General features: G+C 44.5%; 15 protein-coding genes and 1 tRNA gene. 3 read left to right on the plus strand and 13 right to left on the minus strand.

The genetic code is table 11. The annotated features are described in order from the left end of the window. The 4 genes from NCY57_RS13435 to NCY57_RS13450 all read right to left on the minus strand — a co-directional run. On the minus strand, positions 1-276 hold a 276-nt coding region (locus NCY57_RS13435), incomplete at its 3' end, for a hypothetical protein (protein WP_250789755.1). Between the two features lie 545 nt (positions 277-821). Beyond that, positions 822-7,529, minus strand: coding sequence for a DNRLRE domain-containing protein (locus NCY57_RS13440; RefSeq protein WP_173740108.1), 6,708 nt, complete (start codon positions 7,527-7,529; stop codon positions 822-824). Further along, the gene (locus tag NCY57_RS13445; protein ID WP_173723443.1) at positions 7,529-7,744 is read right to left on the minus strand and encodes a phage holin; all 216 of its coding nucleotides are present in this window, start codon (positions 7,742-7,744) and stop codon (positions 7,529-7,531) included. Before NCY57_RS13445 ends, NCY57_RS13440 begins: the two co-directional genes overlap by 1 nt. Before the next feature lie 159 nt (positions 7,745-7,903). Next, a complete protein-coding gene (locus NCY57_RS13450; RefSeq protein ID WP_129976099.1) occupies positions 7,904-8,167 on the minus strand; it encodes a helix-turn-helix transcriptional regulator in 264 nt (87 codons plus the stop codon). Between the two features lie 563 nt (positions 8,168-8,730). Between NCY57_RS13450 and NCY57_RS13455 the strand changes: the two genes are divergently transcribed. Further along, positions 8,731-9,822: an acyltransferase family protein gene (locus NCY57_RS13455; protein WP_250789756.1), complete on the plus strand. Its 1,092-nt coding sequence runs from the start codon at positions 8,731-8,733 to the stop codon at positions 9,820-9,822. Positions 9,823-9,828: 6 nt separating this feature from the next. After that, a complete protein-coding gene (locus NCY57_RS13460; RefSeq protein WP_022427048.1) occupies positions 9,829-10,302 on the plus strand; it encodes a hypothetical protein in 474 nt (157 codons plus the stop codon). Between the two features lie 129 nt (positions 10,303-10,431). On the opposite strand, the gene NCY57_RS13465 is transcribed toward NCY57_RS13460, so the two are convergent. The 9 genes from NCY57_RS13465 to NCY57_RS13505 form a co-directional block, all read right to left on the minus strand. After that, positions 10,432-11,439, minus strand: a complete 1,008-nt coding sequence (locus NCY57_RS13465) for a calcium/sodium antiporter (RefSeq protein WP_059086169.1) — start codon at positions 11,437-11,439, stop codon at positions 10,432-10,434. 339 nt (positions 11,440-11,778) lie between these two features. Then, a complete protein-coding gene (locus NCY57_RS13470; RefSeq protein WP_250789757.1) occupies positions 11,779-12,588 on the minus strand; it encodes a Cof-type HAD-IIB family hydrolase in 810 nt (269 codons plus the stop codon). A gap of 7 nt (positions 12,589-12,595) precedes the next feature. Further along, complete coding sequence (locus NCY57_RS13475) at positions 12,596-13,198, minus strand: class I SAM-dependent methyltransferase (protein WP_250789758.1); 603 nt, start codon at positions 13,196-13,198, stop codon at positions 12,596-12,598. A gap of 21 nt (positions 13,199-13,219) precedes the next feature. Then, positions 13,220-13,450, minus strand: coding sequence for a hypothetical protein (locus NCY57_RS13480; RefSeq protein WP_015527478.1), 231 nt, complete (start codon positions 13,448-13,450; stop codon positions 13,220-13,222). A gap of 228 nt (positions 13,451-13,678) precedes the next feature. Continuing rightward, positions 13,679-13,752, minus strand: a tRNA-Arg gene (locus NCY57_RS13485). A 158-nt stretch (positions 13,753-13,910) separates the two neighbouring features. Further along, the gene (locus NCY57_RS13490; protein WP_173723431.1) at positions 13,911-15,143 is read right to left on the minus strand and encodes an ABC transporter permease; all 1,233 of its coding nucleotides are present in this window, start codon (positions 15,141-15,143) and stop codon (positions 13,911-13,913) included. After that, on the minus strand, positions 15,136-16,923 hold the full coding sequence (locus tag NCY57_RS13495) for an efflux RND transporter periplasmic adaptor subunit (RefSeq protein ID WP_250789759.1): 1,788 nt from the start codon (positions 16,921-16,923) through the stop codon (positions 15,136-15,138). Before NCY57_RS13495 ends, NCY57_RS13490 begins: the two co-directional genes overlap by 8 nt. Positions 16,924-16,925: 2 nt before the next feature. Further along, complete coding sequence (locus NCY57_RS13500; RefSeq protein ID WP_021650257.1) at positions 16,926-17,633, minus strand: ABC transporter ATP-binding protein; 708 nt, start codon at positions 17,631-17,633, stop codon at positions 16,926-16,928. Positions 17,634-17,903: 270 nt separating this feature from the next. After that, the gene (locus NCY57_RS13505; RefSeq protein WP_178817985.1) at positions 17,904-19,298 is read right to left on the minus strand and encodes an aminopeptidase; all 1,395 of its coding nucleotides are present in this window, start codon (positions 19,296-19,298) and stop codon (positions 17,904-17,906) included. 261 nt (positions 19,299-19,559) lie between these two features. On the opposite strand from NCY57_RS13505, the gene NCY57_RS13510 reads away from it, so the two are divergent. Next, positions 19,560-21,272 (plus strand): ABC-ATPase domain-containing protein, encoded by a 1,713-nt coding sequence (locus tag NCY57_RS13510; RefSeq protein WP_250789760.1) that lies wholly within the window; start codon positions 19,560-19,562, stop codon positions 21,270-21,272. The last annotated feature ends 317 nt before the right edge of the window (positions 21,273-21,589 follow it).

A 21,589-nucleotide genomic window follows, 5' to 3' on the forward strand; every position in this document is an offset into this window, starting at 1 on the left:
CAAAACATCATTTCTATCCATATCTGTAATATCTATAAGCGCCCAGATATTCACCTGATTATTTCTATTTTTCTTGAAAAAACTTACTTTTCCTTTTTCGTCCAGTTCATATTCTGACTTTTTTTGGTACTGGTTATGTAAAAGCTCTTTTTCAAATACAACGTTTCGCTCTTCGACCTCTTCTGGAAAAGTTATTTTGATATCTATTAACTTCTCGTATTTGTAACAGATAAAACTGAATGGCATCCAGATTCCTTTTTTATTCTCTATATACATGTAGCTTCTTGCATGAATCCTAACACTATGCTTCAGAAATTCAACATACCCCGCTGTCATTAAAATATACAGTGATAATAACGCTTTTTCAATCGCATCATTCCCACTGCTATTCGTCCAACATTTCCAACAGGAATATACTGCTGCAAAAAAAAACATCTGTCAAAAGCAACATTTGAAACAGAAAACAACCTCTGATTCCGGAAAGCCATTTTCGATTTTTTCTCATCATCCCATAAACATATAGAGGATTTTCATCTACACTTTCCGAAGAAATATCCTGATCCGGTGTTTCGCCACATCTGAATACCCATCCAGTCAATGCCATATATCCCCAAACGGCTACTCCAAATGTGAATCTATCATCTTCAAAAATCCAACGATATGACAAGAATAAAATACAAAATAATAAAATTTTTTCAGGTATCTTTTTTCTTTTCCTTCGGTCTATTCTAATCCCCCCTAATTATTAAATACATACCGTTTTGTATTGGCGAGAATACCTTTCCCACCAATACGTTTCTCATATATTTTATATGCCAAAATTATACGTAAAGCCAATATAACTTTCCTAAATACTCATAACACTTCATATACCGCATTCCTTTTCCTGGAGTATACTCACCTCCCCCGCCAATAACTCTCCCATACTTTCGTATTACAATATTAGAATTAACCTTCCTATTACTCAAATAATCTCTAGAATAAGAAATTATTTGCTTTCCTGTTAATTGCCTCATTTTTTCATTTTTTTCTTCATTAACTGCCCTTCGTAGCGGTAATGCCTCTGCGAATGAAAGGTTCATATTTGAAATTCTTCGATTTGCGTCATGGTAATCTTTTCTCATATATTTCAAATATCCTTTTTGATTTTGCTTTGGTACTATAATATTATCTACAGCACTCCAAATTAATGATATTCCCGCACTTACCGCACCATTTATAACCGCGCTTGTAAAATCTCTATTTTCATAATAATCACTTGCAAACGAAGTAACACCACTTACAACTGCACCTGTTGTCGAACCCCCAATTCCCAAAAATCCCATAGCGGTTCCAAGTCCTGCGGAAGCGGCAGTGATCCAGTTTATCTCTGACAGATTTTTACCCTCAAAAATCATCTGGCATCCAACGGAAAGTCCCATTCCAGCGACAAAACTTGCTGCTGCAACCATCCATGCATTTCCATCCTGATCTGCACGTACCAGTGGATTATCGTCACAGTAGGCAAATAAATTTCGATTATGTAATGTCTCCATAGAGGCTTTTTCACTTTTAAAGTTATCCGCACTGATAAATCTCCGGATCTCCGGATCATAATACCGGTTCTTCAGATAGTACATTCCGGTTTCTTCGTCGTAGTAATAGCCTCTGTAGCGGAACGGGTTTGTTTTTCCGATGGTGCCGGCTTTGCTGCCGGTGATGCTCAGGATTTTTCCCCAGCTGTTATACTTGTATTCTACTACAGTCTCTCCGGTGTCGTCAATCAGTGCAATGACATCATTCTGGAGATTTCTTACGTAAAAATAGTCTTTTCCTGACACTCGCATTGAAACAGGATTTGCTGCGGAATCATAGTAATACCAGATTCGGCGTCCCTCACCTTTTTCTGTTACCAGAAGATCTCCTGCCATGCAGTATTCGGTTGTTACATTATCAACGGTTTTCTTTACTCGATTTCCGGCATGGTCATAATAGTATCGGATCTTTTTCCCGTTATTGACAGACTCCAGCTTTCTTCCCTGTGTCCAGGTAAATGTAGTATTTCCTTTTTTGGTCATATTTCCAATTGAATCATACTGCATGACTACACCATTCCACTTCATCAGTTTATCCCGCCATACCTGTCCGAAGGTTCCGGTTTCTGTTGCAGATGGTTTTGTTGGAAGCGTTCCTGTTGTATATGGATACTCACATACTTTTACAAGATTTCCACCCAGATCATACTCATAGGTGAATGTCTTCTTCTGCGTCTGGCTGTTTTCCCGGATCAGACGATTCAGCTCATCGTATATATAGGATTCTTTTACTGTACTGGAACCTTTGGTATCTGTGATCGCCGTGATATTTCCGTTTGCATCATAAGTATAACTCAGGGTTCTGGAACCTACCGTTATTTTTCTTGGAAGTGTACCGACCTGTTTATCCGGAGAATAATATCCATATGTCAGAGTTAAAGGATTTGTGGTATTCCACTCTGTTTTTGCAACTCTTCCACAGGAATCATAAGTAACGGTTCTCTCTTTTCCGCTCATGATCTTTGTTTTTGTTTCTCTGCTGTCTTTATCATAGCTGTAATTTGTTTTTGTTCCATATTCATCAGAATATACGCGAAGCTCTGTCATGTTATTATTTGCATCATAGAAATACTGGTATCTCTGTCCGGATTCATCTGTAACACGCATCAGCCTGTCCAGGAAATCATATTCCAGATCATAGGTTTTTCCAGCCAGGTATGCCTGTACTTTTGCAAGATTTCCGCTTCGGTCATACACATAATGATTCATTCTTTTTTCTGCAGACGCACTGGCACTGTGATAATAGCTCATCTGGATACGATCCATACTGTCATACTCGTAGCGGATATAATCTCCATTGCTGTAAATGGTCTTTGCAAGATTTCCGTTTTTCTCTTCATATTCATATCTGACAAGTTCATGAGAATATTCTGCATCCGTTTCTTTTTTATCAATAGAAGCTCGCAGCATATTTCCAAATGCATCATAGGTAAATCCGTAGGCAAATCCATTATGGCTGATGGACGCAAGTCTGTCATTTTTGTAGGTATACGCATTGGTCACTGTTTTCTGTACATTTCCAATTGTTACTTTCTGGCTTACTGCACTGAGACGCTGTGCGGCATCGTATCTGTAGGAAATCTTATTTCCTCTTCCATCTATAAGTGATTTCAGCAGATCTGTAGTTTCATCCCACTCATAGGATACGGTATTTCCCTCTGTATCCGTAACGCCTGCTACATGATTTTTCTTCTCTGTGAATTTACGGGCCACCCAGGTGCCCTTTGTCTCTGTGGTATCTGACGCAGCAATACAGCCACTTTCCACAATGTTTCCTTTTGTGTCATATTTCAGACGGTATCTGACTCTTTCGGCAGAAGTTGCGGTTCGCAGACGACGTTTTGCATCATACTCATACTTAAAATTATTTCCTTTCGGGTCTGTGATCCCGGTTACATCACCAGTCGCATTGTACTCAAATTTCTGCCGATTCTTCTGAGCATCTGTAACAGAAATGAGATTATTTTCTGCATCATAAGTATATGTCTGTCCGAACTCCTCCCGGAATAACGCAATGCCATCTACAAACGCATGATTGGCATTATGGCAGTATGTATACGCTACCTGAATACTTGCATAATCATTTTTTGCCACGTACACATCACTCAGGAACTGCCAGTCCAGAATATCCGGACTGAAATTACTGTAGTGTGTATCTTTTGTCTTTCCATCTGCAGATATAAATACAACTACCACACCAAACCTGCGACCTTTATCCACAGAAGATTCCGGAAGTGTTGTTCCGAATCCCCAGGCATTCACCATGTAGGTATCGCCTTTTTTTCCTGTGAGATCCAGTTTTTTGACCAGACGTTTTTCACTTTCATAATCTCCAACAAATTTGAAAATATGATTGTCAAGTCCCGGAACCCTTTCATTTACTTTGGCCGTTGCTTTACGGTCTGTTACCGGAGCTTTGGATATCGTAAGAGCTGTATTTAGGATATAAGCAAACTTTTTTTCTTCTGTATTTTCAGGCATAAACGCATACCATACTTCTCCGTTATTCTTTGTAACTGTTCCCCGTATACGGATTCTTGTATCTTTGGGAAGTGTTACCAGCCCACTGGCCGTAGATGGAGTCGTATAGCAGTTCACCGGTGCATATGTGTAACCATACGGCGTGTTTGTTGCCAGTCTTACTACAGAATCTGCGGAAATATAGCCATAATATCTTTTTCCGTCAATATCCAGTCCTGCTTCATACCACTTGTTTCCACTGGAATCTTTTACAGATGAGCGTAATGCCAGACAGGTATTTTTTTCAATCCCTTCCTGTACCGGTATTGCTGATGCAGATGGGGCGGAGCGGAGAATGGCATTCTCAACTGCAGTACATGCGGAATTGCTGGCGCTTCCTCCCGGCATATAAATACACAGAGACTCTGATCTGACATATCCTTTCTGCCCGTTTCTTGTTTTCACATAGTACCAGAGATTTCCACTGGAATCTTTCAGAAATGCATTTGCCACCACACATTCATTCTTGAAGATACTTGTGATCTTTGTTTCTGCAGACACCTTTGGTGTTGTATAAACATCCGCAAAATCTGTGATCACCATCATTGCATATCTGACAGGAACATATACGCTGGTTCCCACTGTTGTCAGTTCATCTGCAAGCGTGGTTCCCGAGCCGGTAAAGCCCTGCGTACTCCCAAAGTAAAAATCTCCATTATCTATCAGATTGCAGCGGTTTGCAGTTGTTCCGCACTCCAGCTGTGCCATGTCTCCATAAACTGTTCCTTTTACTCTGTACATGTATAAGAATACTCTTACTTTTGTATCAGCCGCATCTTCCGGTACCTTGAATGTTGCCTTCTGACGTATAAACCCACCGGTACTCTTTCGGATTCCTTCACTTACCGCATAGACATTTTTTCCATCTTTATCATGATACTCAACTCGTGCAAAACATCTTCCATTTTCTCCAATCTCACTTATGACAGCTTTCATATACATGGAGAATGTATAGGTCGCACCTTTCCTCAGCGAAACTTCCTGATACCAGCTGCAGAACTGATTACTTACCTCGCTGGTAAGCTGAAGGGATCTTGTCCCTGTTTTTACATTCTGACTGTCGGTATTGACCGATGCTTTGATATTTTTTTCATCGGATACATAGGATTTCCAGCCAAGTGTCTTTGCCTGAATGATCGGATCCTTCAGCAGCTGGATGATATTTGACTGAAGTTTTGTTTCATTCTGCAGACGGTTGGTGTAATTTTTATCCTTGCTGTATCTTGCACTTGCCGCATGGCCAAATCCATCATGCACATGCAGAAGGTTTCCTGAATTGTCAAATCGGAAGATCTCACTTCTGTTTTTTCGATCTGTAAATTTTGTGCTGTTGTATCCATAGGTAAGCCGCAGGCTGTTTCCTTCTTTACTTCCTCTTCCGTACTCAGTTATCTTTTTTACTCTGTAAGGATTCTGGCTGTAATAGTCGTAATGCACTTCACTTTCATCAACATTACGGATCTTCTGGAGCAGACGGGTTGTTGTATAGGTATATGTGGTCTTGGAATTATCAATATCTGTGATTGATGTAAGACATCCGTTGGTATATGCAAACGTCTTGCTTTTCTGATCTGGTCCTGTTACCTTTATCAGATGATTTGCTTTTCCTGCACTGTCCGTATCATAAGTCAGTGTTGTCATACGGCCTGCACCGTCTGCGATGGATGCAATACGCAGGTTGGTATATTTCAGGCTAAGTGTATTTCCATGTCGGTCTGAAATAGATCGTAAATATCCTGCTGTCATGAAGTTCAGGCAGTTTTCTTCTTTATCTTTGATCACATAGGCAATATCGGAATCTCCGGTTTTCAGTATCAGTTCCAGATCCAGGCCGGTTTCCTCTTTCCATTTCTTTTTTGTACTGTCATATACAAAATAGTGGACTGTACCATCTCCATCTGTATGTTTATAATACTCCGTTCCTGCAATAGTGACTTTCCGGATCGTCTGATGATAATTCAGACGGACTCCATATCCGTAACCGATATCGATGTCTTTATCATTGCTGTTGTATACCTGTGTCAGCCCCATCGGCATCAGTGAGCCGCCTGTTTCCATTGTATTATGCTGCATGATCACATTTCCGTTGTAGTCATTCACGTACACGGTGCCTGCACGTCCTGCTTCCTGGCTGTGATATGTCCAGTAGTCCTCAAGGCCGGAGTAGTTTACGTAGGAAATGTCGATTCTCGGACGCATATTCGTATAATCACTGTCGCAATCTGATGAAAGATACGCTGTATATCCCGAAAGTTCATAACTGTCCCTAAGTAATACACCATAGTTACGTCCATTCTGATACCATTCCTTCACAAGCCGTGTAATATCAAGGCTGATATATTTCTGTTCATCTCCGGTAAACTTACATATATCTTCAACTGTTTCCGAATACATAGGCTTGTTCATCCACGTAAGATTGGCAGAATCCCAATCCTGCAGTACACGATGAACCTGAACAGTTCTTTCTTTTCCATCTTTTGCAAGAGACACCATCAGCATGCGTGCATTGATTACCATATCTCCGGTTTTGATCATCGGCAGTTTAAATTTCAGATAACTTCTCTGAATAATATCACCACCTCTGGTTTTTAAATACATCCCTTCACGATCAGTACCCGCTGCATCCTGTGAATCTACACATGCATCAATAATTTCCTTCACGTCTTTTGATGTTGTCGTAATCGGATCGACAATAACCGGATAAACTCTTTCCGGATCTTTCAGCCATTCTTCATCCGGTGTGATCCGGATCGCACAACGGTCTTTTTTTCCTTCATCCAGAAGTTCGATTCCGATATTTTCTGATCTTTTTCCTGCGGAATCTGTCATAAACGGCGCCGCAACAGCAAAAATCTCTTCCTCTGCATCATTTACAAATCTTACGCAGGAATTTCCTGCTACCGGATGAAGTTTTTTGGTATGATAGAGCCATGTAAAAGAACCGATTGCTTCCGGTGTTTTCAGGATGATATCTTCTTTTATGCTCTTTCCTCTTACACAGAAACGGCTGTCTGTTCCCGGAAGGATATCCGGATAAAGAACTGCATTCGTTCCGGTTTCTTCCGCCTTTACTTTTTCTGCGTTTTCCAGTGCCCAGCTAATCTTATATGCATCTTTGGTAACAGATACCGTCCCCTGCTTTCTGGAATGCTTACGAAATACGACTTTCCATTTGCCTTTTCTGTTGGCAAAATCCTTCTCTGCCCTCTCGCTGGCTGCGTATTCTTCTGCCATATTTTCTTCCTGATCTGCTTCTGTGTCTTCATCCATTTCCTCTGTCAGGGTATCATCCATTTCCTGCCAGATTCCCTCTTCGTCCTGATAATGAACATCATCCAGATAGATTTCTTTCGTAAAAGAATGATCCTCATTCTCAAACAGTTTGGATGCTGCGGTTCTTTCTTCTTTTATTTCCCGTCTTTTCTTATCTTCCATTATTTCTTTCCTTCTTTCTTTTCATTTTTGAGCCAGATCCATAAAGCAGTCATAACTGTTACCATTCCGCTCAGGATCTGATACCACTCTTCTTCTGAAAATGGGAGTGGATTTCTGCCTGTCAGTTCCAGGATTTGATTCGTCAGTGCGATCATAAGCACTGTCATCCGGATCAGTACATCTCTTGGAAATCTGATCTTTCGTTTGATCTTCATTCGTTTGCCACCTTCTTTCATCTCCGGTAAAGCTGGCCTTCACTTTACGCTCTGTAGTCAAAAACATATGTTTCACGCTTTATATAATATCGAACATCTGTTTGTTTTTAAATTACATATATGTTATTTTTCGTAACATATATGTAGAATCGAATATTTTTATCTCCATCCCTGTGCTTCCCTGCACTCTTTATCACAGTTTCTGAACAGTCTGATAACTTCTTCTTCCGAAATATCCAGAAAACTGACGATCTGAAAAAACAGCAGGATACTCATGGCATTTTCTCCATTTTCGATTCTGGAGATCGTCATCTTGGATACATCTACGCCTTCCGCCAGTTCTTCCTGACTGTACCCGCCTTTTTTCCGACATATACGGACATATTCTCCGATCTGATATAATTTCTGCTCTTCATTCTTCATTTTCTTTTCCCCCTTATTTATAAAGAAAAAAGCCAGGAAAACACCCCTGATATTAAAATCAGGGAAGTATTTCCTGGCTTTGAGTCTGGCTCTTACGCAATCTACGGTTGCCGGCCGGCTTCTCACTCAGTTTTTATGTGGTTTTCTTATCTCTTATGTGTTCTGTAATAAAAGATCTGCCTTCTGTATTGCTGTTCATTGCAATGTGCCAGCTGTATCTCCACCTCTTTTCTGCATCTGGGACATTTGATCCGGAGGATTCCGGAACAGTCACCTGTCAGATCGAACAATCTGCTGTTGGAGCAACTCGGGCAATGTACTCGTATTGCTTTTCTGTCGGGTGTTCTTTCTTCGATGTCCACCACTTCTCACGCTCCTCTTTTTTTCGAATATATGTTCGTTTCTTATATTTTCCATTATACAAACTTGTGTTCGTTTTTGCAATAGTAAATTTTCTCTCCGACAGCTTTCCAATCTCCCACGTTCATGCTATACTGAACCTATCTCTGTCTGCCCGTTTCAGTCATGGGGCAGACTTATTTTTTTCAGGAAAGGATTTATTTATGAAGCGTATCAAAAATATCGATCTGCTCCGTGCGGGGGCGATCCTCTACATTATGCTGTATCACTGCTACGTTCTGTCCGGGCAACCATGGCAGTCGCATACAGCCATCCACACACTTCTGACTCTTGGAGGTGAAGTAGGAGTTACACTGTTTTTCCTGTTAAGCGGATATGGGATCTATCTCTCCCTTTCTTCTTCGGAGGCGCGAGGCTGTCTCCCCGGCTGGCGGGCTTTTATGAAAAAGCGCTGTATCCGCATTATGCCCCAATATTATGTATGTATCACGGTCCTTCTGATCTTTATGTCCACGCAAATGTTCAGCAATGAGGGACTTCGTCACATCCTTGCGTACTATACGTTCACGGAGAACTTTTCCCCGGTGACTCATGGTTCCATCAATGGTGCGCTGTGGACGATGGGCGTGATCTTTCAGTTTTATCTGATCGCCCCGTTCCTTTATAAGGCTGTCCGGAAAAACTGGCTCGCCTCTGCCATTGTGTCCATTGTTTTCACTGTTATCTGCCGGTTCGCAGTCGTCCGTTATCTCCACGCTTCCGGTATTTCAGATACCTCTGTATATTTTGTATACGAGCGTCAGGTATTCTCTGCGCTGGATAATTTCGTGCTGGGAATGGCTGCTGCCGCTTTCTGGAAACAGACCGGAGATCGTACGCAGGATTACCGGCTGAAGCTTGGACTTCCGGTTTCTATTGCAAGCACCGCACTGATCCTGGTATGGATCTTTTATTACCACAGTCACGGGCTTTATGGCACCGCTCCCTCCGGTTATCCGGCACATTCCATCCTGGCGATCCTGTTCAGTATACTGCTTGTGGGATTCTCCCTCCTGCCGGAAATGGATTTCAGGTTTCTGCATCCGCTGTACTTCGTAGCCCGGAACCAGTACGGGATCTATCTGTGGCATATGCCCATCATCATGATCCTACAGGCCAATGCGCCATGGTTCAACACCATGAGCCAGCAGCGCTTCTGGCTGTTTTTGCCATGTATGGTGGTCATCACCTGCGTATTCGGCTATTTTGCAACCCGCTTTATCGATCATCCCGCTTCTGCGAAAAAGAAAGGATAACTTCCCATGAAAGACAGAACCGCCGTTAACCACAATATCCGCAAGCATTTTAACGAACTGATCTACAACACAGCCCGTTACACAGAGATCGCATTATCCATCGTGATCATTATCGTGATCGCACTGTCCGGACTGCGTCTGATCCTTACAACTGCCGGTACCTCCATCATGGATATGGACACCAGCTTTTTTACCAGTTTCCTGTCACAGGCACTGTCCCTTGTAGTCGGTGTGGAGTTTGTAAAAATGCTCTGCCGCCATTCCGCCCAGACTGTTGTCGAGGTCCTGCTTTTTGCAACAGCAAGGCAGATGGTCGTGGAACATCTCGATCCTGTACAGACACTGATCGGGATCATCGGTATCGCCATTCTCTTTGCCGTCCGGAAATATCTGATGACGGACAGTGATGATATGACCCCGCATCAGAAGAACGCTTCAGAAGAATCTTCAAAAAAAGCTTTCTCTTCTGAGGGCAAATGAGCATAATTGCAGAAAAGCTCCAACTGTATCCCGATATTGATACGGTTGGAGCTTTTCTTATAAATTGCATTGGTATAAACTCTATACGATACTATTGTCCACGTCGAGCCAACTGCATGCCCACAGCAGCTATCTCCAGATAATATACCCTGCATAGATCAGGTACATACACACCATGGAAATTCCCTCTTTCCGGCTGATCCTCTGCTTTGTCGCCGCATAGATCCACACGATCAGCGAGAACACGATAAGTATGACAATATCAATAATATTTTCCCGGATCAGTGCCACCGGATTGATGGCAGATGCAACTCCGAGAACCATCAGAATATTGAAAATATTGGAGCCTACCGCATTTCCCACAGCCATATCCACTTCGTTCTTTCTGGCTGCAACCACGGAAGTCACCAACTCCGGAAGGGAAGTTCCGATAGAAACAATGGTCAGTCCCACCAGTGTCTGGCTCATTCCAAGATCAATGGCAATGCGGCTGGCAGCATCCACCGTAAGATCTCCGCCAAAGGCAATGGCAAGTGCGCCTCCCACAATAAAGAGGATGCTCTTCGGCCAGGAAAGGATGCCGATTTCTTCTTCCAGCTCTTCCACTCCTTCCATGTCCACATTTTTTCCTGCTGCCCTGGCCTTCATGGCACTTTGGATCATTACCACAATATAGCCTGCAAAAAATCCCAGCAGGATCATTCCATCCAGATGACCAAGTCTCATTCCGATCGTATCTCCTGCTGCCAGGATCCCAAGCCCCAGAAGAAGAAGCGCACAGATCATGGAAAACGGAATATCCCTCCGGATGGTTTCCTTCTGTACCAGGATCGGTGTCAGGATGGAACAGACTCCAACAACCACCATCAGGTTAAAAATATTGGAACCTACCACATTGCTGACCGCAAGCTCATTGTTATTGACCAGTGACGCTGTAACGCTGACTGCGGTTTCCGGCAATGATGTTCCCATTGCCACAATAGTAAGGCCGATGATGATCGGCGGCACCTTCAGCCTTTTTGCGATACTGGAGCTTCCTTCTACAAAGAAATCCGCACCCTTCATCAGGAACACAAAGCCAATCACAAGAAAAACTAACACAAGGATCAGCGGTGAACTGTTTACCAGATTTTCCATTTTTCTTCTCACTTTCTTTTTTTATTTCCCATAACCCGGAGATTCATTGTCGCCCGCCCTGCTGAAAAAATTCTTTCCGGCATTCTTTTGTTACATAAAAAAGACCCATGTATGCCCTGCTGCAATAAAATATAACAAAGCATACATGAGTCTCATTCTTTAAGATTTGCCAGGTTTTCAGAAAAAACCGGGTCTGTTGACAAATCACACTTACGTGCGAACTACTCCCTCATGGAATTAAAATTTTCAATTTTTTTCAATTTAACAGAATTGTTTTTAAAAGTCAACCCCTGGCCGGTGACTTTTCTTTACCGAAAGCACATATTTTATGTATCTTTATTATTTTCCGCTTTCAGAAACAATCCCTTTCAGGATCTGTAAGACTCCATCTTCACTGTATGACGGACATACTTCCCTGGCTGCTGCCTGCACTTCCGCTCTGGCATTGGCTACCGCATAGCTCCTTCCCGCTTTCTGAAGCATGGCGATATCGTTGAGGTTATCTCCGAATGTACAGGTTTCCTCCGGAGAAATTCCTAACTGTTGCTGGATAAATTCGACAGCTGTACTTTTTTCGCCCTCCGGCGGAGTACTGTCCATCCATTCTTTTCCGGCAGCCGCCAGTGTTACCTTATCCCTCCATGCCGGTGTAAAATACGGTGCACAAAGCTCCTCGCACCGTTCCGGGTGATAGACAGAGAATTTCAGCACCTGTTTTCCCTGAAGAGAAGAAAGATCATCCACTTTTCTCATATCATAACCATAGGAATCCCGCAGCCACCGGAACATCCTTCCATTCTCATTCTCCGCATAGCAGCACTCCGGTGTGGCAATAAAGCAGTCACATTCCGGCATTTTTTCTTTCACCATATGATGCATGCGTTTCCAAACCTCATCCGGAAGTGTATGTACCTTCAGGATCTTATCATTCTTCCGGATCACCGTACCGCCATCTGACACAAAATACACCAGATCCTTCACCGGCTCAAACAGCTTCCTCTCACTGTCATACTGCCGCCCGGAACACACCACAAAGGTGATTCCCAGCTCAGTCAGCTTCCGGATCACTGTCATATATTCCGGATTGATAGTCATGGTCCCGTCTTTTACAAGAGTTCCATCTACGTCTGTTGCGATCAGTTTTATCATGTTGTTTTTACTCCTCTCCCATCTGAAATACCAATATCCTCTCTCTCTGATTTTTCCCTTCAAAAAGATCCTGGCAGTCGATCTCGTCCAGGAATTCCAGTTCCTCTACGGTCATCAGATATGAAATATATTCGTCAGATGGATAATAGAAAAACAGTAGCATTTCTCTTGTTTTTTCGTACCAGGATTCCCGGATGCGGCCGATGACGCTTCTCAGTGTTTCCACAGAAAAGGGATTGAAAAAATAAAATCTGTCTGCGGACTCCGGCACCTGAAAAAGGGCCGCATTCTCCAGTATAAATGATGTTTTTGTCCCGGAAACAGCCCGCTGTCTGTTTTCTTCTGCGGCTTTTGTCATACGTTCATCGTACTCCACGCCTGTGGTCCGGCATCTGACCTGCCACGCCAGAAAAAAATCCACTCTGCCTTTTCCACATCCATAGTCGATCAGATGATTCTTTTTCCCCAGATATCCACAATAAGCCAGCCGTTCCAGCACCCCGTACGGCGTTGGCTCGTATGGATAACAGTACTGATCCGATCTGGAATCGTCACGACCGGTGGTTTTGATCTTCAGCAGCTTATCATATTTTACTTCATTTTGATCCATGCTTCTGTTAATCTCCGTTCGCTACATCGGGCAGCTTCGTTTTTCCTCTTTATCCATATCTCCATGGACATACCTGGCATTGAACTCCATATTGATCTCACGGATCTCTTTCTTTCCGTCAATATAATCCTGATACATATCCGCAAGTCTCGCCATACAGCCATCACAGTTCGCGGAAATATTTCCAAGAGATTCCTCCACGATCTGTTTACGTTCCTCTTTTGTTGTATCTTTGATCAGATATCCTGGCATTGTTTTTTCCTCCTGATAGGTTCACCTCTATTTCAGGTGTTTTGTACTTTCATTGTTGTTTACTTTTTCCTGTGAAAAAAGCTGCTTGTATCAGACAAACAGCTTTACAAAAATTTTTCTTTTCTGTTTTTTTATTCTACTCTGGCCCACTACCAGTGTCAATACAATTTTTCGCCTGTTTCCGAAACGCAAAATAAAAGCCTCCGGAACAATTCCAGAGGCTTCATACGTGCGTTAGAGGATTCGAACCCCCGACCTTTTGGTCCGTAGCCAAACGCTCTATCCAGCTGAGCTAAACGCACATCTTTGTTGCTTTTCCTTTGTGATATTTCGTATCACCGCTGCAACAATATGTATGATACTCTAAGACCTATAAAATGTCAAGGGTTTTTTGAAACTTTTTTTGATTTTTTTTAAAAATATTTTTTATTGCTATTTTTGATGCAAAAGCAACAGTTTTTTAATTCCGTCTAAGTGCCTCGATCGGGCTCAGTTTCGCTGCCTTTTTCGCCGGATAGATTCCAAAGAACACACCTACTGCACAGGAGAACAGCGTAGCCGCCAGGATGGTTCCCGCACTGATCCCAGGTGTGATGGTCATTCCCATACTGCTGCTGATCACCGCACAGATCACATAGCCGCCTGCAATCCCCAGCACAATACCGATCAGCCCGCCTATGATCGTCAGGATCGCCGCCTCCGCAAGGAACTGTAACATAATGGACGAGGTTTTTGCTCCAAGAGATTTCCGGATACCGATCTCCCTGGTACGCTCTGTGACGGACACCAGCATGATGTTCATAACACCGATACCACCTACCAGAAGGGAAATGCCCGCAACAAAAGAGATAAACGCAGTCACCATGCCAAGCATCTGGTTCATGGATTTCATGACATCCTGGAAGCTCTGTACCTGGAAATATTCATCCCCGGCACACTGGTGACGTCTCTCAAGAAGATTTATGATCTTGTCTGCAACCGCCTGGGAATCCAGACTCTTATCCGCCTGAACTATGATCTGATAAAATTCTCCGCTGCTTCCGGTAAAGTCGTCCATGGCCGTATAAGGCACATTTATGGTCACCGGCATTCCATCGTAAGTATAGCTGACAAAGGCTCCGTTCTCTTTCTGTGTGGTGACTCCGCAGATGCGGAATGTCTTGGTCAGATCATAGCAGGTAATGTCCAGTGTCATTCCCACTACATCATCCGTTCCGAAAAGCCTTTTCGCATCGGCATCGGAGATCACACAGACGTTTTTTCCCTCTTCGACTTCCTTCTGCCCGAAATAGCTTCCGTACTTCACAGAAGCATTATCCACCAGCTTGGCATCCTGGGCCTCCCCGGTCACTGTAAGATTAAAATCGCCCTTTCCGGTTACGGTCTCGCCTGTATAGGACTCCGAAACATTAACACCTTCCACGCCATCCAGCTCCCGGACTGCATCAATATCCTCCGACTCGATCCAGACCTGGTCTGCTATGGCATCATCACTGCAGTAAACAGCGATCTGGCCGCCGCCGATATCATTGATCTCACTGTTCATCTGATTCTTCGTACCCTCACCGATGGACACAATGGCGATCACTGATGCAATACCGATAATGATCCCTAACATGGTGAGAAAGGATCTTCCCTTATTGGCCATGATATTATGGATCGCCATTTTGATATATTCATAAATATTACTCATCGGCAGTCTCCCCTGTCTCTGCTGCACTGTCACTGTCTGCCGCTGCTGCCTCTGCCTTCATTCCCTCTTCCAGGGAGCCCAGATCCTCGATGACCTCATCTCCGGCTTTAATGCCATCTGTGATCTCAACAGAGTCCTCGGAACTGATTCCTGTTGTGATATCCTGCTTCGTGATCACACCATCCTTCAGCACATAACAGAAGGAACCATCCTTGCCGATATTTACCACGCCTGCCGGAAGCGTTACCACATCCTCTGCCTTTTCTGCATAGATCTTTACCTTCACATCTACTCCCAGAAAAATATCCTTGTCCGGCTTGTCGATGCTCACTGTGGCAGAGATCAGTGTGGAGCCCTTTTCGTTGGTTGTGGCAATGTGACTGATCTTAGTCACCTTGCCGGTATATTTCCTGTCGCCGATGGTAATATCCGCATTCTGGCCTTCCTTTACCTTATCGTAGTCATACTTGGACACATTGATATCAACGCTGACCTTATCTGTATTCTGCAGGGTAAAAAGCTCCATTCCCTGTGTTGCCGCTGCGCCCTGCTGGACTGCTGATTTGGAAATGACGCCGTTAAAATCCGCCGAAATGCCTTTCTTTCCTTCTTCTACCAGCTCTTTCGCAGATTTTGCATCCAGCTCAGTAAGATTGTTGCTGACACGCATTTTTTCTTTCTCTTCTTCTGTAAGGCTGGCAGAATCCGCCTCTGCAATGGATTTCTGGGAAGCAAGGTCCGACTGCAGATCCGCCAGATCAGAGGTTGCCTGTTCGATCGCATTCTCAATGGCAGAAGTATCCACTGTACTTCCTGCAGAAGAAGCATCCGCAGATGCATGATCTGTCAGCCCCGGTGTTTCCTCTGAAGCTCCATCGGTAACAAAATCACCGGCTGCACTACTGCTGTAATCGGAATACTCCGGCATTTTTGGCTGGCTGGCCTTCTTATCCTCATAAGCTTCCTTTGCTTCCTGGCAGGTGATCTCTGCCTGACTTCTTGCTGCTTCCGCTTCATCCAGCGCCTGGGCATTCTCATCGCTCTGCTCTGCCTGCCACTGTGCAAAAGCCATCTGATACCTGGTATCTGCCTGATTATAAGCATTCTGTGCCGTTACATAATCGGAATTCAGCTGTCCCAGCTCCTTTTGGTACTGCGGAAGTGTCTCATTCTGATATGTAGTCAGCGCTTCTGAATACGCTCTCTGAGTCTCTGCATCCCTGGCAGCCTGGGCCTCTGCCTTTGCCTGGGTCACCGCCTGGGCCTGTGCCTGCGCATCTGCCGCAGCCTGAGCCTGTACAGACGCCAGCTGTGATCTCAGGGAAGCCAGATAATTCTGCTGCTCCCTTACCTGCTGTTCCAGACTGGAAACCTTTGCTTTTGCGCTGTCCTGCTTCTGCTGAGCCTCATTGGATTTATTGATGGAATTTTTGTAATCATACTGTCCGGACTGTACATTCAGCTCTGCTTTCTGATTATCCCTCTCCAGATCCTTCACTTCAAACTCTATCAGCTTCGTTCCCTTTGAAACCGTATCGCCTTCTGCGAAGGATACGCTTTTGATCTGTGCGTTCACAGGAGAATAAAAGGTCTTCTGCTCATCACTGACAACGGTTCCGGTTGCATCTACGATCTCCTCCACATCTCCTGTCTCCGCTTTGGTAACAGCAACCTGCGGAATCTGTGATCCCCCGCGGCCTGCACCTGATGCCGCATAAATACCGCCTGCCACAACAGCTACTGCTGCCACACCGATCACAATCTTTTTCCCTTTTTTCATTCTTAAGCCTCCTCGACAAATTCCTCATTGATCGTATCTGATTCAATTTTTCCATCCATGATCCGGACCACACGTCTGGCCTGAGCCGCGATCCCATTATCATGAGTGATCAGGATCAAGGTTTCTCCTGATCTGTGCATTCCCTTCAGGATTTCCATAATTTCCCTGCTGGATGCAGAGTCCAGATTTCCCGTTGGTTCATCTGCCAGGATCACCGGCGGCCTGGCTGCGATAGCTCTGGCAATAGCCACACGCTGCTGCTGTCCCCCTGACATTTCGTTTGGCTTATGATCCATACGTTTCTCAAGTCCGACTTTTTTAAGAGATTCCACAGCAAGCTTTCTTCTTGTTTTCCGGTCGATCCCACGATAGATCAGAGGAAGTTCCACGTTTTCCAGCGCCGTAAGATTTGCGATCAGATTAAAGCCCTGAAAGATAAAACCAATCTCCTTATTTCGTACCACCGAGAGATCATTATCCTTCATTGTGGATACATCTGTTCCATTCAGATAATATTTCCCGGAGGTGGGGACATCCAGACAGCCCAGCATGTTCATAAAGGTGGATTTTCCGGAACCGGACTGTCCGATAATAGCCACAAATTCCCCCTTATGGATCTCCAGGTTCACATGATCCAGCGCCCGCACCTCATTTTCTCCGGGATTGTAAACCTTGCACAGATCTACTACCCGTACCAATGCATCTTCCATAATAAAATTACTCCTTGTAAAGTAAATCAGTCCCAGGCAAGCCTCTCCTCTGCTTATTGCTTTTTGCCATTGAAACAGAGAGCTTCCCTGATCAGGTTAAAAATACAGAGCGAAGTCTGCAGGGGATACTGCTGTTTCTCGTCGGAACGCTCCAAGCCAAAACAGCAGCAGGCAGACTGCTCTGTCATTTCCGGGAAACCCCCGCTCATTGATCTGTAACGAAAAGATTACCTGAATGTCTTCAGAACTGACACACATTTATACATCTGTTTATGCATCAAGTAAAAACGCCTTATATGCCTTGTATGCCTCATATACATCTGCCTTGCTGGTAACCTCCCACGGAGCATGCATACTCAGCACTGCCACGCCACTGTCGATAACCTCCATTCCGTAAAGTGCCGCAATATAAGCGATGGTTCCGCCTCCGCCAAAATCAACCTTTCCAAGCTCTGCTGTCTGGAAAGCAACATTGTGATCATCAAAAATCCTGCGAACTCTTGCAACGTACTCTGCATTGGCATCGTTGGAACCGGATTTTCCTCTTGCTCCGGTGAACTTGTTAAGAACGATACCACGTCCAAGATATGCTGCATTCTTTTTCTCAAAAGCCTCACCATAGGCCGGATCATAGCCGGCACTTACATCGGAAGAAAGCATGCTGGAATTACGGAGAGCTCTTCTTAATGCAAGCCCGGAATAGCAGCCCATTCCGTCCAGAAGCTCTGCCACACTGTTCTCAAAAAATCTGGACTGCATGCCTGTGGCACCAACGCTTCCGATCTCTTCCTTATCTACAAGGAGACAGCAGCCGGTACGCTTCGGTGTCTCCTCCATCTCCAGCATTGCCGCAAGGGATGTGTAAGCGCATACACGGTCATCCTGTCCATATGCTGCGATCATGCTGCGGTCAAATCCACAGTCTCTTGCCTTTCCTGCCGGAACGATCTCCAGCTCTGCTGAAAGAAAGTCCTCTTCCTCAATACCATACTTCTCATTTAAAATCTTCAGCACATTCTGTTTTACCGCATCCTTTTTGGAATCATCCGAAAGCTCTGCAAGAGGTCTGCTGCCGATCAGGATATCCAGCATCTCACCCTCAATAACCTCTGCTGCCTTTTTCTGGAGCTGTTTTCCGGAAAGATGGATCAGAAGATCTGTGATGTAAAGTACCGGATCTTCCGCATCCTCACCAATGCTGATCTCCACAATGCTTCCGTCCTTTTTTGCAACAACACCATGCATGGCAAGAGGCAGTGTCACCCACTGGTATTTCTTTACACCACCATAATAATGGGTATCCAGATAAGCCAGATCCGTATCCTCATACAGAGGATTCTGCTTGACATCCAGTCGCGGAGAGTCGATATGTGCACAGAGAATGCTCATACCTCCGGAAAGCTCTTCCGTTCCTACATGAAACAGAGCAACGATCTTCTTCATCCCTACCGCATAAACCTTGTCACCTGCCTTGATCTTCTCGCCTTTTTCAAGTTTCGACTCAAGAGACTCATATCCGGCAGCCTCTGCTTCCTTCACGATTTCTGCAACACATTCCCGTTCCGTTTTTCCTTTATCCAAAAATTCTCTGTAAGCCTTCGCAAGCTTCTCCATTTCTGTCTCTTCTGCTTCCTTATAAGAAAGCCACGCATTTCTTCTTTCCATTTTAGTGGTCCACCTTTCTTTATAGCTTCCGGCAGCTGCCGTTTCTCATCATATTATCTGCAATCTGTCTACTATTATAGGTCAAACATTTACGAATTTCCACCGCAATTCCCATTCTTTACAAAATCTTTATGATTCGTTATAGTAGTTCTTAAGAATTGGCCCTGTATCCAAAATTTTCAGGTATCTCACACACGGAAAGCTTTCTGTTTCACCGTAGACTTTACCTGTATGCTTCAACAGGGCAAAGGAGGAAACAACATGCAAGCATCTGCTCAGCTAAAAGAGCTTCTTCACAGCATCAACCGCAAAAGCTATCCTGCATACAAGTCTCTGCGGGGTGCATACCAGTTTGACCGTTATATTTTGTCCATTGACCACGTGCAGGGGGATCCTTTTGCCTCTCCCTCTCACATCAGTGTGAAGCTTTCCCACCGAGACACCGGATTTCCGGCAGAATATTATAAGGATTCCCTGACCCGCATCACACTGGGAGACTTTCTGAACCGCCAGTTTGAACAGCAGGTAAACCGTTATACCTTCCGTGCAAAGGGCTCCGGAAAAAGCGGCCTGATCTCAGTAAGCCACTGTGGTCAGGAGGTTCTTGCACGTACCGCCTGTGAAATAACGGAAAAAGGCATCACTGCCCGTTTCTTCATCGGTTTCCCGGCCAATGGCAGAACCATCAATTCCCCCGAACTGGAAAAAATCCTCTTCGATTTTCTTCCGGTCTGTATTCACAAGGCATTTTTTTACCGGAATCTTGACCCGGAAGCGCTGAGAAAAGCCATCTGCCTTGCCGAAGATCAGGCATTTATCCGTCAGGAGCTGAAAAAACGTTCTCTGGCTGCCTTTGTCAGTGACGGCGCTATCCTCCCCAGGGAAAGCGGCATCTCTTCACGCCCGATGAAAAACTCTGTTCCTTTTGTTTCTCCGGAAAGCCTGAGGGTTTCCATGGAGCTGCCCCACAGAGGAACCATAACAGGCATGGGCATTCCCTGTGGCATCACCTTGATCGTAGGTGGCGGCTACCATGGCAAATCCACCTTACTTAACGCACTGGAGCTGGGAATTTACGATCACATTTCCGGCGATGGCCGGGAGTATGTCATTACCGATCCTTCTGCTCAGAAGCTTCGCTCTGAGGACGGCCGTTTTATCAAAGATGTGGACATTTCTCTTTTTATCAACGATCTTCCAAATAAAAAAGACACCCTCTGCTTTTCTACAGAGGATGCCAGCGGCAGCACTTCACAGGCTGCCGGTATCGTGGAAAGTATGGAGGCCGGAAGTAAAGTCTTTCTCCTTGACGAGGATACCTCTGCCACCAACTTTATGGTCCGTGATTCCTTCATGCAGCGGGTGATCTGCCGGGAAAAGGAGCCCATCACTCCATTTCTGGAACGTGCCCGGGATCTCTATGAAAAGGCAGAGATCTCCACTATCCTGGTTGCCGGAAGCTCCGGAGCTTTTTTCCATATTGCGGATACTGTGATCCAGATGGATAATTATCATCCGGTGGACATCACAGCAGTCACCAAAAAGCTCTGTCAGGAATATCCTCTCTCAGACATTGAGGCCCCTGCATTCCGCCTTCCGGGAAGCCATCGCATCATGACCAGGGCCAAAGTGACTCCATCCCGCCACAGCCGTCCCGGACAGCCGGAAAGACTGAAAACCAAGGTTCACGGCAAAGATGGCTTTTCTCTTGGAAAAACCGAAGTGGATCTCCGCTATGTGGAGCAGCTGATCGACTCCGAGCAAACTGCATCCCTGGCGTTGCTTCTGAAATATGCCTGCGAACATCTTATTGACGGAAAACGTACTCTGCCGGAGATCATCACTTATCTGGATACTCAGCTGAAAAGGCAGGGATTGTCCTTCTTCTCGGAAGGCTCTTATATTCCATGCGGTTATGCCATGCCCAGGATCCAGGAAATATATTCCTGCTTTAACCGCTATCGCAGGCCGTAGCTGTGCCTGAAGCTGTATATCCAATAAATCTCAGACAACAAAAAAACGCTGCCGATAAACATTGGAAATCTTTATCTCCTCTGTCCTTCGGCAGTTTTTTTCTGCAATGCAAAACCACCGTCCTGTCGGCTCTGTCTTGCCAATGGAACGGTGGTTTATCTTCATACATATTTTAGGGAAAGGAAAGAGTTTTTCTTAAGAGCTTCTGTTCTCTTAAGATGTTTATATCATACAGGATAAATGTGAGAGAAATTTGTACAATTTCTAATAAATTTATAAAATTTATTAACGAAGTCTAATCATTTTCCAAAATAATC

Source organism: Blautia sp. MB18-30 (assembly GCF_023669475.1).
GTDB lineage: Bacteria > Bacillota > Clostridia > Lachnospirales > Lachnospiraceae > Blautia_A > Blautia_A fusiformis.

What these genes read in the sequence shown, in the direction of transcription:
- NCY57_RS13440 (WP_173740108.1), bottom strand. Translation starts at nt 7,529, where the DNA reads ATGGAAGATAAGAAAAGACGGGAAATAAAAGAAGAAAGAACCGCAGCA.
- NCY57_RS13510 (WP_250789760.1), top strand. Translation starts at nt 19,560, where the DNA reads ATGCAAGCATCTGCTCAGCTAAAAGAGCTTCTTCACAGCATCAACCGC.
- NCY57_RS13505 (WP_178817985.1), bottom strand. Translation starts at nt 19,298, where the DNA reads ATGGAAAGAAGAAATGCGTGGCTTTCTTATAAGGAAGCAGAAGAGACA.
- NCY57_RS13460 (WP_022427048.1), top strand. Translation starts at nt 9,829, where the DNA reads ATGAAAGACAGAACCGCCGTTAACCACAATATCCGCAAGCATTTTAAC.
- NCY57_RS13465 (WP_059086169.1), bottom strand. Translation starts at nt 11,439, where the DNA reads ATGGAAAATCTGGTAAACAGTTCACCGCTGATCCTTGTGTTAGTTTTT.
- NCY57_RS13470 (WP_250789757.1), bottom strand. Translation starts at nt 12,588, where the DNA reads ATGATAAAACTGATCGCAACAGACGTAGATGGAACTCTTGTAAAAGAC.
- NCY57_RS13495 (WP_250789759.1), bottom strand. Translation starts at nt 16,923, where the DNA reads ATGAAAAAAGGGAAAAAGATTGTGATCGGTGTGGCAGCAGTAGCTGTT.
- NCY57_RS13500 (WP_021650257.1), bottom strand. Translation starts at nt 17,633, where the DNA reads ATGGAAGATGCATTGGTACGGGTAGTAGATCTGTGCAAGGTTTACAAT.
- NCY57_RS13480 (WP_015527478.1), bottom strand. Translation starts at nt 13,450, where the DNA reads ATGCCAGGATATCTGATCAAAGATACAACAAAAGAGGAACGTAAACAG.
- NCY57_RS13475 (WP_250789758.1), bottom strand. Translation starts at nt 13,198, where the DNA reads ATGGATCAAAATGAAGTAAAATATGATAAGCTGCTGAAGATCAAAACC.
- NCY57_RS13450 (WP_129976099.1), bottom strand. Translation starts at nt 8,167, where the DNA reads ATGAAGAATGAAGAGCAGAAATTATATCAGATCGGAGAATATGTCCGT.
- NCY57_RS13455 (WP_250789756.1), top strand. Translation starts at nt 8,731, where the DNA reads ATGAAGCGTATCAAAAATATCGATCTGCTCCGTGCGGGGGCGATCCTC.
- NCY57_RS13445 (WP_173723443.1), bottom strand. Translation starts at nt 7,744, where the DNA reads ATGAAGATCAAACGAAAGATCAGATTTCCAAGAGATGTACTGATCCGG.
- NCY57_RS13490 (WP_173723431.1), bottom strand. Translation starts at nt 15,143, where the DNA reads ATGAGTAATATTTATGAATATATCAAAATGGCGATCCATAATATCATG.